This is a genomic window from Rhodobium orientis (assembly GCF_003258835.1).
GTDB lineage: Bacteria > Pseudomonadota > Alphaproteobacteria > Rhizobiales > Rhodobiaceae > Rhodobium > Rhodobium orientis.
Window position 1 is genome coordinate 1 of the sequence record NZ_NPEV01000130.1, and the last position, 362, is coordinate 362.

Here is a 362-nt window from a genome sequence, read left to right on the forward strand (position 1 = left end):
GATGCAACAGGGAGCTACAGCCAAAGCCTGACGGTGTTTGCGGCACTGTTCGCCATCGCCCTGTTCATTTCGATATTCATTAGAACGGACATTAAACAGTTGCGGAAAAAAGCGGCGGTTCATGTCTCAAACTCGCTAAAAGGATGATCTGCAGTATCCGCTGGAAAGGAGAGAAGGGAATGGGAAAAACAAAGCATCAAGGTCCGATGAAGCTGAATAAAAAGCCCGCGCCAAAACTGTGGGCGTCTTGGGCGCCGATGGGACTCGGAAAGGTAAAGCCGAAGCATATCAGAGATACGATGAAAACAGCGTGGGACAATAAAGACAACCTTCCGTACGCCTACAGAATTTTGACGCAAGGC

At 49.2% G+C, this 362-nt stretch carries 1 protein-coding gene; it reads left to right on the forward strand.

From position 1 onward, the window contains the following. Nucleotides 1–179: 179 nt before the first annotated feature. On the forward strand, nt 180–362 hold a 183-nt coding region (locus CH339_RS25515; RefSeq protein ID WP_146610293.1), incomplete at its 3' end, for a hypothetical protein.